The following is a 16311-nucleotide window of genomic DNA, read 5'->3' on the forward strand; positions in this document are numbered from 1 at the left end:
AAGCGCTTCTACTTTTTATTCTAAATTGGTGAGCCCGGTGGGATTGGCAGCACTTTAAAGTTGTTTGGCCATTGCCCTTTAATTAAAAACTGATTTACTTGCTCAGCTAAATATTGCTTAAACGCACTCTCGCCAGTACTTGTATGGCTCAGCATTGAGTTTTGGTTAAAGTCTTCACTCAATTTAACTAAGTAGTAACGTAACTGCGCTTGCACTTCAGGGCTTGCACTATCGCTTGCTACTAAATCAGCCATGGCTTTTGCAGTTAAAAATTGCACGCGCTGAGTTATTTTACCTGTCATTGTATTAGGTGATGACGCGTTAAACACTTGGCCATATAGCTCCTCAAGTAACTCATCTAAACTATAAAAGTCATTACTACGTGCTTGCTGCTGCGCTAGGCGGTTTAAACGTTGTGCGTTTAATAAAAGCGACAAGCTGTGCTGCACTGCAACCTCGGGTAATGCCATTGCATCGAGCGTTAACCCTGTGCGCCCCACTATGCTCTCGCGCGACTTAGACTCGCCGTATGCTTTTGGTGGAATAAGTGATAGTACCGATTCAGGAAGTAACAAGTTACTTGGCTTAAGCGTTGCAAAAATAGCGTTTACCGCTTCTTGTTGCATTTTTTTATCAACCACTTGCGCACCTTTTACGGGTGAGTCACTGCGTGTTTCGTATTCGTAATCAACACCGGCTATAAGCTTCACCGCAGCCTCAACCTGAAAACGGTGAAACAGATAAAGCGGAACTAGTTTTTCCTCTAATTGCGATAATGAATCGCCCGTTTTAATATTATTAATACCAAACTGCGAAAGCGCTTTTTTACGTACGTCGAGTACTCGTAAAAGCTCCTGCGAAGGATTAGTGCCGTTATCCCATAAATGAGCGGTTGGATGTGCGCCACCTTTAGCACGAGCGTCGCTATCTGATATAAACTCAAGGCCTTTGGCTTTGCTCTCCTTTAAAATAGCAGCGAGTTCTGCGCTTTCATCTTGGTTAGTAAAATCGCTATAGCCATATTTAATTACTTGGGTATCCCATACGCCCATGCCTGTTGCATACCCGCGCGTTACATCAAGCTTACCTTGTTCATTAAAACTAAGTAGCGGATGTGGGTAATCCATTACAGAAGCTCTATCACCTACCGATGCCGCAAAGTTATGAGCAATACCTAACGTGTGACCAATTTCATGCGCACTTAATTGGCGAATACGATCAAGCGCCATTGCTTGCAAGTTTTTAGCAACTTCATTGCCTTTTAAATAAGGAGCAGCGAGTGCTTCAGCTATTAAAATATCTTGGCGAACACGCAATGAGCCAAGTGTTACATGCCCTTTAAGTATTTCACCTGTACGTGGGTCGATTACAGAACTTCCGTATGACCAACCACGCGTTGCACGGTGTACCCATTGAATGACGTTGTAACGAATATCCATAGGGTCGGCACTACTTGGCAGCACTTTTACTATAAATGCATTTTTATATCCTGCAGCCGTAAATGCGTCGTTCCACCATTTTCCACCTTCAAGCAAAGCGCTTTTAACGGGCTCTGGAACGCCAGGATCAAGGTAATAAACGATTGGTTTAACAGGCTCACTAATAGGTAAGCTTGAGTCCTTTTTAGTTAGACGATGACGTGGTATATAACGCACATACATAGACTCACCAAGCGGCGCTGCGTAATCTTTATGTTCTATACTCCAAAAACCTGATTGCGGATTAAACTTACGAGGTGTGTAGTTATCATCTGGTAATTGAATAAGTGAATGATGCATATGAACAGTAAGCGCATAAGGGTCGGCACTTACTTGGCGAACAAATTCACCTGGTTTTGTGCCTTTAAATGTAAGTACAGCTTCAAGCTCGGTGTTTTTTACAAATGCTTTTGAGCGATTCATATAAACGGCACTACGTGATTCATCAAGGCTAAAGTTGCCTTGCTTACGTGCAGCAAGCTTGCGACTTACGCCATGTACATCACTTAATAAATAAGGCGTATAATCAATAAGTGCTGTGGCTTTATCTTCTGCAACCACTTTAAAACCAGCAAGTATACTTGATGCAAACGCTTCTTTAATACTTTGCTGTTCAGCCTTGTTACTTGTGTTAGCACGATAGTAAGTATTTACAGCGCGTAGCATTACTTTGTCGCCAAAACGCTCAAACTGCACAAGGTGAGTATTACCAAGCTGACCTCTATCAAGGCCTATGTCGTTAGAGCCAATACCGTAAGGCAAGCTTTGCTGCAGTAAAAATTGTTGTTCAAACTTATCAACTTTTAAATATACTTTTCCGTTTTGGGTATCGTAAAAAAACGAATAATAGCCCGGAAAATGATTCATTTGCGTAGTAAATTCATCAATTGACTTAATTGCTGCGTGCGCTTGAGTTATGATAGAGCACAGCACAGTAAAGAATATGTAACTTAGTAGTGGTATTTTTTTCATAATCTTATCTTTGTTATTTGTGTTTTAAGTACGATTAGGTGGTCCCATTATAGGGTGCTATTTAAACAATACAGTTATTTAAGACGAATTTCAGCGCTCTAAGCTAATCTCTCTCACATTATGATTGGTTTTAACACGTTATCAGGAAAATAGAATGCGTAGACTCCCTCCAGTATTACTTGAAGATGGTTGTTCAAGAGAACTTTTATCATTAATTCGAACAGTTTTAGCGGCATGTAAAGAAATTTCGTTTCGCGTTGGTCAAGGCGCGCTTTCTGGCGTATTAGGCTCAACCCTTGATGAAAACATTCAAGGTGAAACTCAAAAAAAGCTCGATGTATTATCTAATCAGCTGTTAAAAGATATTTTACTGGAATCAGGTACGGTTAAAGCAATCGCCTCTGAAGAAGAAGACTACACAGTAGCAGGTAACCCAGACGCTAAATTTATAGTGGCATTTGATCCACTCGATGGCTCGTCAAATACGGATATTAACTCACTTGTGGGTACTATATTTTCTATTATGGAAGCGCCTGAAGGCTCTGACGCTGCTGATCAAAGCATATTTATGCAGCCAGGCCACAAACAAGTTGCAGCAGGTTACGTACTTTACGGGCCATCAACAATGCTTGCGCTGACTACAGGTAAAGGCACGCGCATGTTTACCCTTGATAAAACACAAGGCAGCTTTTTACTTACACAAGATTTTGCCGAAATCCCTGCTGATACAAACGAATTTGCCATTAATACGTCTAACCAACGCCATTGGCAGCCAGCTATGCAAAACTACATCAATGATTTGCTAGCAGGCGATACAGGCCCGCGCGCTAAAAACTTTAATATGCGCTGGATTGCAGCAATGGTGGGCGATGTACATCGCGTGCTTAGCCGTGGTGGTTTGTTTACTTACCCTACAGACACTAAAGATCCTAAAAAGCCAAATAAATTACGCCTACTTTACGAAGCAAATCCAATGGCTATGTTAGTAGAGCAAGCTGGCGGTATCGCTTCCACCGGTACTGAGCGTATTATGGATATTCAGCCTGATGCAATCCACCAGCGAGTAGCTGTTATTTTAGGTTCTAAAAACGAAGTAGAAACGTGCTTGGGATATCATAAATAATCGCTTAAAACGGTTGTTCTCAATTTAAAAAACCGCATTCAATTGAAGTGCGGTTTTTTTTAGGTGAGGTTTTACACCTCGCTTTTTAAATACCAAAGCCACGTTACATGAGCGCGAAATAAATTCGCACTTACAGGTCTATGCCCCATGTTGTAGGTGAGGTTTTATACCTCGCTTTTTAAACACCAAAGCCACGTTACATGAGCGCGAAATAAATTCGCACCTACGGTTTGGTGTATTTTGTAGGTGAGGTTTTACACCTCGCTTTTAAAAAAATCAAACTTTTACTAAGGCAACTATTTGAGCAAGCTTTTGATGATTAAGCTCTCCCATTTGCTCGCTATTACTGAGCGCATAAATAAAACCTTCGTGCTCAGTACAATCAATATCATCTCGCGATTCAATTACGTTTGCCCAAAGCTCTAAATCATCTAAGTCTATTTCGTTACTTAAACAGCGTTTAAGCACATCAATTAAAACCTCGGTTGAGAGAGTATAATGAGTTTTATTGCTATCAGCAGGGCTTGAAACGATAACCGATATAGCTTCGTCCCTTTGCTCACCAAATGTAATAAATTCAGCTAATGCTTTTTGTGTATTCATAATATTTGTTATTCTTGGCTCACTGTTACTAAAAAGAATTATAATGACTGAACTTAACTGCACTCAATGCCACAGTACTTTAACGTGTAATGTAGACGATATATCAGCGTGTTGGTGCAATGAGCTGCCGGCTATTTTACCGCTTGATATCACAGCAACAAGTTGTTTATGCCGCAAGTGCACGCTTAATAAAATAAATACTTTTTTAGAGGGTGTTTATACACAACCTATTAAAACCCAAATAGACTTTGCAAAGCAATATAGAGGTAACGACAATTTAATTGAAGGGCTCGACTACACCATGCAAAGTGGTTACATGATATTTAGTAAGTGGTTTTTTTTAAAGCGTGGTTCGTGCTGCAAAAATGGTTGTAAAAACTGCCCTTATGGTTTTAGAAAGTAAAAGCTATTTAATACAAATACGAGTAAGCACTGGTTTTTACCTTCTTATTTTCTTCTCTTTCACTTCTCCTTGTGAGTAATATTTTTAAATACTGTTATTCACAAAGAGATTTAGAGACGCTGCGCTTTTAGAGTAAGCGATTGTATAAAAATAGTATTCAAATACGAGTAAGCACTGGTTTTTACCTTCTCATTTTCTTCTCTTTCACTTCTCCTTGTGAGTAATATTTTTAAATACTGTTATTCACAAAGAGATTTAGAGGCGCTGCGCTTTTAGAGTAAGTGATTGTATAAAAAGAGTATTCAAATACGAGCAAGCACTGGTTTTTACCTTCTCATTTTCTTCTCTTTCACTTCTCCTTGTGAGTAATATTTTTAAATACTGTTATTCACAAAGAGGTTTAGAGGCGCTGCGGCTTTAACGTGAGCAAGCTTTACATATCCAACACATCTATTTTTCTCCCGTGGCGATGGGTAATGAATCACTTGCACCCCACTCACTCCACGAGCCATCATAAACGCTTAAATTACTGTAACCACATTCAGTAGCAAATAACGCTAAAACACAGGCTGTAATACCTGAGCCACAGCTAAACTGTAACTGCTGCGTATCATCAACCACGTCACTAAATATCGCTTTAATTTCGGCAAGTGGTTTAGCTTCACCTTTATTAAGTAAATCCATAAAAGGCAACGAGCGACTATTTGGGATATGCCCGCTACGCATGCCTTTTCGGGGTTCACTTTCTTCGCCTGTAAAACGCTTATAAGCACGTGCATCTAGCAATACAGTGCTGGGCTCATCGATTGCGTCAACCACTTGTTGGCTATTGATAAAATACTCAGAATTATAGCTTGCCGTAAAATCACCTTTACCTAACGATTTGCTATAACCTTGCTGTGTGGCGTAACTGCTCTCTAACCACTTTTTAAGGCCACCACTGAGTACTTTTACGTTGTGATGCCCCATAGCTTTAAACATCCACCACGCCCTTGCTGCGCTAAATAAACCGCCATCTTCATATACAACTATAAACGAATCGTTATTTACACCTGCATTTTGCATCACGTGGGTAAACTGCTGCTCGCTGCATACCGTACTTGGTAAGGAATTTGATCTATCGGCCAACTCGATTTTTATGTCAAAACGTTTAGCGTTGGGCAGCATTGCTTGCGGCGAATAAGTACCCAAAACACCTGGGCGCAGCATACCTGCATCAAATATCACTAATGCAGGGTTGTGGAGTTGCTCGTGTAATTGCTGACAGCTAATTAGGTTTTTCACTACGATTCCTTATCACCATGATATTTAGCAAACTCGTCATTACCCGTAAAACGCGCTTCAATCGCTTTAATGTGTTTATCTTCAGTGTGTTTCCAAACGCCAGGAATACAATATACATGTTCAATAAAGCTAAAAAACTTATCCTTTAATAATGTATTTGGTTGCCAGCCCTGCATTACTTCGTTCAGATTTGCTGCAAGCTGCTCTGCAGTGCTCGCATGCTTTACCAAACCCTCAATGTTGTAACAGGCTTGTCCAAGAGTTAAAACTCGTTTATTTAGCAGTAATGCTTCTAAGCCGACCGTTGAATTAATCGTTAATACGGCTTCTGCGCACTTAATCAAATCACTCGTTTGATTTCCATTAGCAAAGATTGCAATCGGATCTTTTTCATAAAGATGAGCGTAATGCTTATGCCACGACGGATGCTCTTTAAAAACCACTTTTAAACTTGGATCATTTAAGCTTTTGACAGCTTTAATCACCTCGTCGTAAAACATGTCCATAGAGTTTATCCACGGAGAAAAGCTAGCTAATTGAGTATCATGAGGTACTTGAAAAGGCGCAAATATATAGCGTTCTGGCACATCGGCGCACTCAAATTCACAGCGTTTTTTATGATCAGCTCTTGGAATTAAATCCGGCGCAGAAAAGTTTAACTTATTTTGTGGGTCAAAATTTAGGTAAAAAGAAGGGTCACGGCTTAACGACGCATTATAGTTTATACCATTAGGGTCTAAACTGCTTGTACCGGGTAGTAAACCATTTTCATAATAAAACTGCTTTACACCTAATGCTTTTGCAGCCATAGCAACGGTTGTATTTGGAAGTTTATTGCCGTTCCAAATAACAATGCATTCAGGATTAGTCTCGGTTAATAAGGCTAAATACTTAGCGTATCGTAATCGTTCAAATAAAACTAAACCAGCACTATAAACCGCAGTAATGATAGAATTATTCCAAGTTGTATTACGTGCTCTTTTACGTTTTAGTTGAGAGTTTACTACACCAGTAAAATTAACTTGGAACGCATCTTTTAAATATTTCACAGCAGAAAGCTTAGGCGCTCCCATGATGTGTAATTGGCAATTCATCGACAATCTTTTGATTATTTTTTTATAGTATTTTGCGTGTACATTTTTGCGAGAAATAAATAGATAAGCCATACAAGCTATATTTGCCAATTGTTGTTTTTATGAAATAATTCTATGTGGACAATGCAATCAAAGCAAGGTTCCCTTTACTTAATAATTACTTTGAAAGCTTTATAGTTACATTTTTATAATTTCATCACGAAGTGGCGCCATTCTAGAAAGAATATCGTTTTGTAAGCTATGGCTAACATCTTGCTCATTCATTGCATTTATAAGCAAATCAACAACATGATTAAAATCTTTCTCTGTAATATGCATACCAGTATGAATTGCCACCATAGAGTCGCCATCGTATGTACACGGGCCCTCTACTAACATGCACACATGATTAATAAATCCTTGGCGGAAATGCGCTATATTACTGTGTTCAAAGTAATGAATTATCTGCTCGTCATTGCCTATTTGATAGATAAAGCTATCAACAATTCTGCCTATCCCCGCTTTACCATCCAGCTTTTGATAAAGTGAGAGCTTAGTAGAATTTGCACACCCACTAAGCAACCCTAAAAAAATCAAAAAAATACCAACGCTTTTCATTACCAATACCCTGTTACCGATAAATACCAACCTGTTTGATCGTCAGCCCCTGCAATGCTTCCTAAATCAAGGTAAGCCGCTGTCACACTCACATGCTTGTTAGGCATCCACGCTACAAATAAGTCTTTCCAATCTTGTTCGCCTAAGTTTAAGTTATTTGATTTTTGACGATACTCAACACCTACGGCTATTTCGCGACTAAAAAATAGTGCTGTGCTGCCTTCAAATAATACTTTTCCGCTAGTATTTTCTCCACCGTAACCAAGTAAACCAAGTTGATTAGCTTCGCTGTATCGTGTAGTTACGTTCCAAAACCAGTTATAGCCAGCAATAGCCCCTAAATGTAATTTACTAGCAGCGAGGTAGTAGTCAGTGCCGCTGGTATCTTCTGCACCTACAAGTGTTGAAATACTGCCATCATCCAGTGATTTATGCTGAATCCCTAAGCTAAGTTGTGGCCAATCACTGTAAACAATATCGCCATACAAACGTATTTTAGCACCTGTAATTGATTGCTCTATTTCAGCATCAAGTGCTGGTACATCAAAGCGCTGTTGGGCATAACTAAGCTCAACACGATTAAATAAATTAAGTTGTGCACCACATACGTCAAGTGTGTAGTCGGTTACATCTGCGCGGCTACAAAAGCCATTTACCGAGAATTCATCATCACTTGCGTACCCAGCAAGTTGTGCCCACGGTACAATCCCCCCGCCGCCACTGCCTTCAATTTGAGAAACTCCCGGCGTAGCTAGCAGTTTTCCATTGCTTGCAATGCTCGGCACACTAACTATTAAAAACAAACTTGCTAATAAGTATTTAATTTTTTGCATAGTATTCCTCCAGCCATTCTTCTAATAGCTCTGCTTTTAAAGGCCTACTTAAGTAATAGCCTTGTGCATGGTCGCACTGCATGCCTCTAAGTAAATTTAATGAGCCAAGCGTTTCAACCCCTTCAGCTACAACCGAGAACCCTAGCTGATGTCCCAGCGTAATTGATGATTGCACTATAAATTGATCTTTTTGCGATTCATCAAGTTTTAGGATAAAGCACTTATCTAGCTTAAGCTCATCAATAGGCAGCATTTTTAATCTACCAAGTGATGTTTGCCCTACACCATAATCATCTAATGATATTTTAACGCCAATTGCCTTTAGGTTTTCGAGCGCTTTAATACCTTTTTCTTCGTTTTCGATCATATCGCGCTCAGTAAGCTCAATAGTGATCAGCTTAGAATCTACTTTGTACTTTTTAAGCGTACGAACTAATGCTGCATGAAAGCCTGGAAATGCTATATCTTGCGCAGATACATTTATTGCAGCCTGTAAGTTTATATTTTTAGACTGCCAATCAGCTACTTGTGCTACAACCGTATTAACAACCCACCCAGTAAGTTCAACAATAAGCCCCGACTGCTCAGCTAAGTCGATAAACAGTTCAGGATTGACCCAGCTACCATCTTTTCGCTGCCAGCGAATAAGCGACTCAACTTTATCTATTTTTTGCGATTTTAAATGTAATTTTGGCTGATAAGTCATAAACAATTGACCATCGTCATCACTAATAGCCTGCTTTAATTCATCAAGCATTATTAAGCGATCTAAGTGCGCTTCGTCTTCGCCATTTTGATAGTAATGTATGCTCTCTTGTTTGTTTGCAGCACTTTCAACTGCAATTAGCACACGGCGCATTAAGTCATCACTTGCAATACCTTGTGTAGGATACTGCACAATGCCTGCACTAAAGCGTAAATTAATTTTTAGTTTTTGAATGGTGTAGCACGCTTGTAATTGTGCCATTAATCCAACAATACCGCTTTTGTGTTCACGCGCTGCAGCAGTCGGAAATACAGTTAAAAACTCATCGCCGCCAATACGGGCATGAAAGCCCCCTAACTCATCCGAAAACTCACTTATTCTGCAAGCAACGGCCTTTAGGCAGTCATCACCAATGCGCGGACCGAGCTTATCGTTTATGTGGCGAAGACCTTTTATGTCTATTGCAACGAGCGTGTACTCGGCTGATGAATCTAACTCATCATCAAGCACCTCAAGCATTGCTGAGCGGTTATAAAAGCCTGTTAGGGAGTCGTGCCTGGCTTGAAAGCTAATTTGTTGCTCGCGCTGATTAATATCATTACCCATGCTATCAAACGCTGCGACTAGCGTGTCTATTTCGGTACTTTGCCTTCGCCCTTTGAATTCAAATGCATAATTACCTTGTGCAAATTGCCTTGCTATTACAGCTAATTGAGTAAGTGGCGTAGTTAAATTATTTGCAAATATGCTGCTTGTAATAACACCCACCAACATAGTTAAAATAGCTAAAATAATGAGTGTAAAAAGCAGTTTTTCGAAGTCACTATAACTTTGTGTTAAATCGGCACTCAGTAAAATAATTATGGGATGGGTCAACAACGATGGTAAATCTATATCTCGGTTACGATACACTAAATACTCACCAAAAAACCGCGATGTGGTTACGGTACTAAAATAGCTAACAGGTTCAAATTGCTCAGGGCGGTTAGCTAATGAGCTAATAACAATATCGTCAGCACTGCCTATAAAACTTACATCCATGCCTGTTAAGCTTTTTAGTTCATGGGCTACATTGTCGTCAATTTTAAAGCCCACCAAACTATAGGCTACTGTACGTGGCGCTTTTACAGGTAATAAAATAATTTGATACAGTTCGTTATTAAGCACCACAAAGCTAGACTCTTCTGGCGCACTTAAAAGCTCTTCCATCAAGGGCTTTAAGTTGTGTGCAAAAACGTCTTCATCAGTATTAGCGGAAATTAGCTTACCCGATAAATCAAGTAACAACATTAATTCGGCATCAATACGCTGACTGTGATTAAACAACACGCTGCTGATTGTACCTGCATCTCGCGTTGCTACAGCTTGCTTAAAACCAAAATCGGAGGTGAGTACTTTTGCAGCGGTTAACAGTAGGCTTTCTTTTGACTTTAAATATTGCTTATAAACATTTTGCGCTACGGTAATATCTTGATTTACTTTTTCTTCTTGAAACTTACTTGTAGACCACCAAAAACTAAACAAACTGACCATAGTGGTTAATAACACTAAGCCAACACATAAAATGGTTATGCGATTTCGTAAACTATTAGTCATTACCAGCCTTAAACTTACTACCAAAGGTATTTCTAGGTGCTGGAGTTGATGTGTTTACTGTTATCTGTAACTGTTTTTGAGAATTAATTGTTATCATTTTTTTATTCTCCAATGGTGCTGTTTGTAATGGATGCCATACACTCACTTGTGCAGGCAGTGTATTAATAGGCAAACTTACATAGCCTTTTTTATCTGTTTTATATACGAATTCGCTGTTAGCTACATAAATATAGCCAACCATAGAGTCATGTATATTACACCCCAAAACAACAACCCCTTGTTGCTCAAACGTAATGGGCTCTTTTGGTTGGCCTGAATATAATCTTAGTTGAAAAGGCTTAGCTTGTGAAAAAGAATAAACATGATGGCGAATATTATCGCTGTTAGGAAAGTTAACTTTTTGACCCTGTTGTACAACTAATAATTCGGGTAAAAACTGCTTATGGACTTGATCCATTATAGCAATGGGCAAATTTGATGGTGTGGCTTGTTTACCAGCAATATTTAGCTCAACCACAGCACCTGATAACTTTTGGCCGTGTTGATCTTCTATTACTAGTTCAATATTTGCACTTAAAGCAAACTGACTAAAAAACAAACCTATAGCTAAAAAGTAATGACTTTTAGCAAACTTTTGCAATGCCCGTTCAAACATAACAATACCTAAACATTAATGTTAGGTTAAGTTAATTAGAGACGAGCACTAATTGCAAGAATTATAGCCCAGTAACTAAAAATAAAGATTTAGTTACTGGCTTTATTAGCACTTAAGTGCTGTTATTTAACAATTAATCCGTAATCGTTATCTAAAATAGTAATAACTTCTTGGCGAGGATCTTCAGGGATCACGATATCTCTGCCAACAATTTTACTCGCTATGCCAACATAGGTATTTGACACTTCAAGCATTACTGATTCTGGTAAAATATAATCTTTAGCTAACTGCTCACGCTCACTCATGCGATCTTTATTTAATAATACGTCGCTCTCTGGCACGTTATTAATCAGTAATTGACGAAAGCCTTCTTTAGAATTTTCAACAATTTTACCGTCTTTGTAAGCAGCTTCATCCCAAATACGTGACGAATCAGGCGTGCCTACTTCATCAATATATATAAGCTGTTGCGCGCCATTTAAATCCTCTACATAACCAAACTCAAATTTAGTATCTACAAAAATTTGGTCAAGCTTCGCTAGTTCATCACTAATTAATTTAAAACCTTCAACTAACAGTTTTTCGTATTTGGTTACATCATCTGCCGATTTAAAGTTAAATACATCTAAGTTATTAGTAATGTTAGCGCGAGTAATATTTACATCATCAACTGGCGGAATATCAGCAACGCCTTCAATAATACCTTTTGTTGATGGCGTAATTAAAACGTTATCAAGCTTTTGGTTCGCTTTTAAACCCTCTGGTAATTCAATACCACAAAAGTTACGTATGCCTTTAGCGTAATCGCGCCACATGCTACCCGTAATATATTGGCGAGCAATTGCCTCCACCTTTACTGTACTGGCTTTGCGTACAATCCACACATACGGATGCGGAATATCTACAATATGATTGCCCGCAAGACCCGCTTTATCAAATAACTTAAACCAATGGGCTGCCACTGAGTTTAGCGCTATACCTTTACCTGGTACGCCATTTAAACCGTTTTCGCCTTGCCAAATGCAATCAAATGCAGAGATTCGGTCTGAAATAACCATAATCGCAAGCTCAGTACCTGTTGGTACTTGATAGCCTTTATCTTTAATTAATCGAGCGCTGTCTTCATCAGTTAACCAATAAACTGAACGAACTTTACCGCTGTGTACTTCACCTTTGGTACGAATGGGTAAATCATCGTTTACGTCTAAAACTTTATAGCTAGTCATGCTATCTCCGGGGTTAGGGATGCTCTTTGAGCAAAGTATGGTATGGGGTTATATGGGCTGTATAATAATCTAGCCAACCTCAAAGCTCAATCGGATGCTTAAAACAAATAAAGGCATATATTTATAAGCGAGTCGCAATGAGGTAAACTTAATGTGCTAACCAGCCTGAGGAGATAGCTTGAACTACTTAACTGCCACTAAAAATAAAAAATACTTAATGTATATTTCTCAGAATTATTCATACGCTATCTTGAGACCTTTGCAGGCGCAAATATTGGCACATGGTGGTGAAGTACGCTGGTTTTTAGCGGGTAGCGAAGTAAACCCCGATTTTTTAACCACAGACGAGCCACGTTTGCATACCATAAAAGATGTAAAAAGCTGGGCTCCAAACATTACATTTATACCGGGTAATATAGTACCTAGCTTTATTCCAGGTAAAAAAGTAGCTGTATTTCATGGTTTTAATTCTGAAAAGCGCAGCTCTGAAGGTAATCGTGGTCATTTTACTATTCGTGGTTGTTACGATTTATATTGTACGCAAGGCCCAAATACAACAACCCGATTTAAAGAGCTAGCTAAGCAGCATGGTTTCTTTAAAGTAACTGAAACTGGCTGGCCAACACTCGATCCACTTTTTAGTAATACTTCAAATAATCCTTATGTAAGCGACGACCCTCGCCCTACTTTACTTATATGCTCTACTTTCTCACGAAAGCTATCACTTGCTCCTAAATTATATAAGCAAATAAAACATTTTAGTGAACAAGGCAAGTGGCGTATTTTGATGCAGTTTCATCCTAAAATGCCTGCCGAATGGGTTAATAAATACAAAGCGCTGAGTAATAAAAATCTAACATTTATTGAAACCGATAACGTTTTGCCGTTACTGCAAGCTGCTGATGTTATGCTGTGCGATACATCGTCAGTTCTTTTAATGTTTTTACTACTACGTAAACCGGTAGTCACGTTTTGTAATCAAAAACCACTTCCTCATTTACTTGATATTACCGACGCAGATGAAGTAGAAGCAGCTATTGAACACGCGCTTACTAAACCTAGTGATTTAATGCAAAATATTGAAAGCTATTGCCAGGAACTTCATCCGTATACCGATGGCCAATCTAGCCAACGCGTATTAAATGCAGCTAATGAATTTTTACAAAGTAACGAAAAACTAAAACCCAAGCCATTAAATATAATAAGACAGCTAAAAATGCGTAAAGATCTAAACTACTGGGGTTGGTAATCTGATAATGATAAACCTTAAAAACGTAACTTTTAAGTGGCATAAAAGCGATAGCTCACCCACGCTCAACATAAAAGAGTTAGTTATAGAAAAAGGTGAGCATATTTTTTTACACGGTCCTAGTGGCTCAGGTAAATCGACCTTATTAGCGATTCTTGCTGGCATTAATACAGCCACTAGCGGTGAGGTATCAATTTTAGACCAAAACCTAACTACATTAAGCAATACCACCCGTGATGTTTTTAGAGCGGATCACATTGGCTACATTTTTCAAAACTTTAACCTGCTTCCTTATTTAACTCCTATTGAAAATATAACGCTTGGGTGTGAGTTTTCAAAAAGTCGAAAACAAAAAATATTAAAGCAATCATCAAATAAAAACTCTGCCTTACAAAAAGAAGCGATACGGTTATTAAATGCTTTAGGCCTTACAGCCCAGTATCACCATAAAGATGTAGCGACACTGAGCATTGGACAGCAACAGCGCGTTGCTGCCGCTCGCGCATTTATAGGCAGCCCTGAATTAATAATTGCTGATGAGCCCACATCTGCACTCGATACAAATAACCGTGAAAGCTTTATAAAGCTACTGTTTGAACAAGCAAAGTTATCTAATAGTACGCTGGTATTTGTGAGCCACGATGAAACACTAAAGCCTTTATTTAACCGCTCCATTGACCTTATAAATTTGCAGGAGCAGGTATGATCATCGCTAAACTTGCTTACAAAAGCTTATTAAATCGCCGTGCAAGTGTACTGCTTACATTATTTACTATCGCAATTAGTGTAATGCTACTTTTGAGTATTGAACGTGTACGAATTGATGCTAAAAGTAGTTTTAGTAATACTATTTCGGGCACTGATTTAATTGTTGGTGCGCGTACCGGCGATATACAGTTGCTGCTTTCGTCAGTATTTAGAATTGGTCATACTAATAACGGCGTAAGTTGGAAAAGTTATAAATACATAACAAGTCAGCGAGGCGTAAAATGGAGCATACCTATAAGCCTAGGCGACAGCCATAAAGGCCAAGCGGTACTAGGCACAACACTTGATTACTTTAGCCATTATCGCTTTGCAAAAAAACAAAACCTAACCTTTAACAAAGGCCGCCCTTTTGCCGCAATTAACGAAGTAGTGCTAGGTAGTGAAGTTGCAAATAAACTAGGCTACAAACTTAACGACTCTATTGTTATATCGCACGGCATGGGGAACACCAGTTTTCATCATCATGACGACAACCCATTTAAAGTCGTCGGCATTTTAAGCCCAACAGGCACGCCAGTTGATAAAACGCTGCATATTCCTTTGGCTGCAATCGATTTAATTCACGGCGGTAAAGCGAGCCTTGAGCATGAGCATGAGCATGAGCATGAGCATGAGCATGACGAACATAACAACCTAGTCGGTCACCCTAAGCAAATTACAGCATTTTTAATGGGATTTAATTCGCCTTTGTACACATTACAAATTAGGCGCAATATAAATCAATATAAGCCAGAAGCCCTGCTTGGCATTATGCCAACCGTAACACTTAAAGAGTTATGGGAAATGCTCGCCATAGTAGAAAAAATACTATTACTATTCTCAGCTGTTGTCGTGTTAGTTAGCCTACTTGGCATGTTAACGACATTGCTTGCAAATCTGAGCCAGCGACGTCGCGAACTTGCTATATTGCGCTCAGTAGGCGCTCGCCCTTGGCATTTATTTACACTTATAAGTATTGAATCATTACTGACAACTTTACTTGGTTGCCTAGTGGGTAGTGCGCTTTACTATTTAGTTATTTTTTCAGCCGGCGGTTACTTACAAAGCCATGCCGGTATAAGCGTAAATATCACAATGCTCTCTTACTATGAACTGGGCTTAATCGGGGTTATTATGGCCGCAGGTTTTGTTATTGGCTTAATACCCGCTACTCGCGCTTATTTTTATTCACTCAGCGATGGCATGAGTATAAAAGCATAATTTTTAGGTATTTTATGACATTTTTTAAAACAGCTTTTCAATACATTGCTGCTATTAGCTTATTATTTATAAGCGTAGCGAGTTATGCCAATCCACCAAAAGAAATTTTTTGGGAAGACTTAATTCCCAAAGGTCATATGCAAATAGACACTCAAGCACAAGCTAATCACGAAGGCAGCGATCAAAACTGGGTGCAACCCGATTTAGATGCTCCAGTGGTAAAAGCGCTTGATGGTCAATCGGTAAGTTTGCCAGGTTTTGTTGTGCCACTTGAGGGCGATAGCGAAGTTATTACTGAGTTTTTACTCGTGCCTTATTTTGGCGCCTGTATACACGTACCACCACCACCGCCAAATCAAATAGTCCATGTAACGATTAAAGGTGGTGTGCCTATAGATAGTCTGTACGACGCAATCGTTGTAACCGGAATAATAAGCACAGAAACATGGTCGGGCGAAATAGCGCAGGTAGGATATAAAATGAAGGCAGTCGGTGTAGCACCGTTCGAGCTTTAAAATAAAGGG

15 protein-coding genes are annotated in these 16311 nt (G+C 39.2%); 6 read left to right on the top strand and 9 right to left on the bottom strand.

Annotated features, from left to right (window positions below; translation table 11 throughout):
* Nucleotides 1-20 precede the first annotated feature (20 nt).
* On the bottom strand, nt 21-2450 hold the full coding sequence (locus JG479_RS14055) for a zinc-dependent metalloprotease (protein ID WP_200219523.1): 2430 nt from the start codon (nt 2448-2450) through the stop codon (nt 21-23).
* A 154-nt stretch (nt 2451-2604) separates the two neighbouring features.
* On the opposite strand from JG479_RS14055, the gene JG479_RS14060 reads away from it, so the two are divergent.
* The gene (locus JG479_RS14060; RefSeq protein WP_154903726.1) at nt 2605-3573 is read left to right on the top strand and encodes a class 1 fructose-bisphosphatase; all 969 of its coding nucleotides are present in this window, start codon (nt 2605-2607) and stop codon (nt 3571-3573) included.
* 276 nt (nt 3574-3849) lie between these two features.
* Here JG479_RS14060 and JG479_RS14065 read toward each other — a convergent pair whose 3' ends face one another.
* Nucleotides 3850-4176, bottom strand: coding sequence for a hypothetical protein (locus JG479_RS14065; RefSeq protein WP_004335492.1), 327 nt, complete (start codon nt 4174-4176; stop codon nt 3850-3852).
* Nucleotides 4177-4219: 43 nt separating this feature from the next.
* Here JG479_RS14065 and JG479_RS14070 point away from each other — a divergent pair, with 43 nt between their 5' ends.
* Entirely contained in the window at nt 4220-4579 is a 360-nt protein-coding gene (locus tag JG479_RS14070) for a DUF5522 domain-containing protein (protein WP_004335496.1), read from the top strand.
* A gap of 450 nt (nt 4580-5029) precedes the next feature.
* On the opposite strand, the gene JG479_RS14075 is transcribed toward JG479_RS14070, so the two are convergent.
* The 7 genes from JG479_RS14075 to JG479_RS14105 form a co-directional block, all read right to left on the bottom strand.
* Nucleotides 5030-5863: a sulfurtransferase gene (locus tag JG479_RS14075; protein ID WP_200219524.1), complete on the bottom strand. Its 834-nt coding sequence runs from the start codon at nt 5861-5863 to the stop codon at nt 5030-5032.
* Nucleotides 5863-6957, bottom strand: coding sequence for a capsular polysaccharide export protein, LipB/KpsS family (locus tag JG479_RS14080; protein WP_234047860.1), 1095 nt, complete (start codon nt 6955-6957; stop codon nt 5863-5865). The genes JG479_RS14075 and JG479_RS14080 overlap by 1 nt, the downstream gene beginning before the upstream one ends.
* 177 nt (nt 6958-7134) lie before the next feature.
* A complete protein-coding gene (locus JG479_RS14085; RefSeq protein ID WP_200219526.1) occupies nt 7135-7554 on the bottom strand; it encodes a group I truncated hemoglobin in 420 nt (139 codons plus the stop codon).
* Nucleotides 7554-8387, bottom strand: coding sequence for a DUF3034 family protein (locus JG479_RS14090; RefSeq protein ID WP_200219527.1), 834 nt, complete (start codon nt 8385-8387; stop codon nt 7554-7556). The genes JG479_RS14085 and JG479_RS14090 overlap by 1 nt, the downstream gene beginning before the upstream one ends.
* Nucleotides 8374-10689: a bifunctional diguanylate cyclase/phosphodiesterase gene (locus tag JG479_RS14095; protein WP_200219528.1), complete on the bottom strand. Its 2316-nt coding sequence runs from the start codon at nt 10687-10689 to the stop codon at nt 8374-8376. Before JG479_RS14095 ends, JG479_RS14090 begins: the two co-directional genes overlap by 14 nt.
* Nucleotides 10682-11344 (bottom strand): methylamine utilization protein, encoded by a 663-nt coding sequence (locus JG479_RS14100; RefSeq protein WP_200219529.1) that lies wholly within the window; start codon nt 11342-11344, stop codon nt 10682-10684. Before JG479_RS14100 ends, JG479_RS14095 begins: the two co-directional genes overlap by 8 nt.
* 122 nt (nt 11345-11466) lie before the next feature.
* Nucleotides 11467-12570: a phosphoribosylaminoimidazolesuccinocarboxamide synthase gene (locus JG479_RS14105; protein WP_004335513.1), complete on the bottom strand. Its 1104-nt coding sequence runs from the start codon at nt 12568-12570 to the stop codon at nt 11467-11469.
* A gap of 178 nt (nt 12571-12748) precedes the next feature.
* Here JG479_RS14105 and JG479_RS14110 point away from each other — a divergent pair, with 178 nt between their 5' ends.
* From JG479_RS14110 to JG479_RS14125, 4 genes are read left to right on the top strand one after another with little or no spacing between them, the layout of a single operon-like run.
* Nucleotides 12749-13819, top strand: coding sequence for a CDP-glycerol glycerophosphotransferase family protein (locus JG479_RS14110; protein WP_193225597.1), 1071 nt, complete (start codon nt 12749-12751; stop codon nt 13817-13819).
* A 7-nt stretch (nt 13820-13826) separates the two neighbouring features.
* A complete protein-coding gene (locus tag JG479_RS14115; protein ID WP_200219530.1) occupies nt 13827-14525 on the top strand; it encodes an ABC transporter ATP-binding protein in 699 nt (232 codons plus the stop codon).
* Entirely contained in the window at nt 14522-15787 is a 1266-nt protein-coding gene (locus JG479_RS14120; RefSeq protein ID WP_200219531.1) for an ABC transporter permease, read from the top strand. The genes JG479_RS14115 and JG479_RS14120 overlap by 4 nt, the downstream gene beginning before the upstream one ends.
* 14 nt (nt 15788-15801) lie before the next feature.
* The gene (locus tag JG479_RS14125; RefSeq protein WP_004335523.1) at nt 15802-16302 is read left to right on the top strand and encodes a DUF3299 domain-containing protein; all 501 of its coding nucleotides are present in this window, start codon (nt 15802-15804) and stop codon (nt 16300-16302) included.
* Nucleotides 16303-16311: the final 9 nt, after the last annotated feature.

This window comes from Pseudoalteromonas sp. LC2018020214 (genome assembly GCF_016598755.1).
Classification (GTDB): Bacteria; Pseudomonadota; Gammaproteobacteria; order Enterobacterales; family Alteromonadaceae; genus Pseudoalteromonas; species Pseudoalteromonas distincta.